The organism is Pseudomonas sp. SIMBA_068 (assembly GCF_046534705.1).
In the GTDB taxonomy this organism is placed as follows: Bacteria; Pseudomonadota; Gammaproteobacteria; order Pseudomonadales; family Pseudomonadaceae; genus Aquipseudomonas; species Aquipseudomonas putida.
Window position 1 is genome coordinate 1 of record NZ_JAWRYI010001892.1, and the last position, 229, is coordinate 229.

General features: G+C 55.5%; 1 pseudogene. It reads right to left on the reverse strand.

Annotated features, from left to right (window positions below):
- Nucleotides 1–229, reverse strand: a pseudogene (locus SB756_RS36345) (hypothetical protein); the annotation flags it as partial.

Consider the following 229-nt stretch of genomic DNA (forward strand, 5'->3'; position numbering starts at 1 on the left):
GCCTGATGCCTGCAGTGCACCGGGTTCTGATGCGCAGCTGTCATCACAGTTGCCGCAGGAAGGCGCGGAGTAGTAGCTGTAATCCTGGTAGTCGAGTTTTTCGTAGTGCGCTTTCAGCCAGTGTGGCTCTTCCATTTCAAGCCAGGCACGAAACGCTTTAAGACGAAACTCCAGCATCCACTCTGGCTCGTTACGCTTGGCCGAGATCGCCCGCACCACATCTTCATTG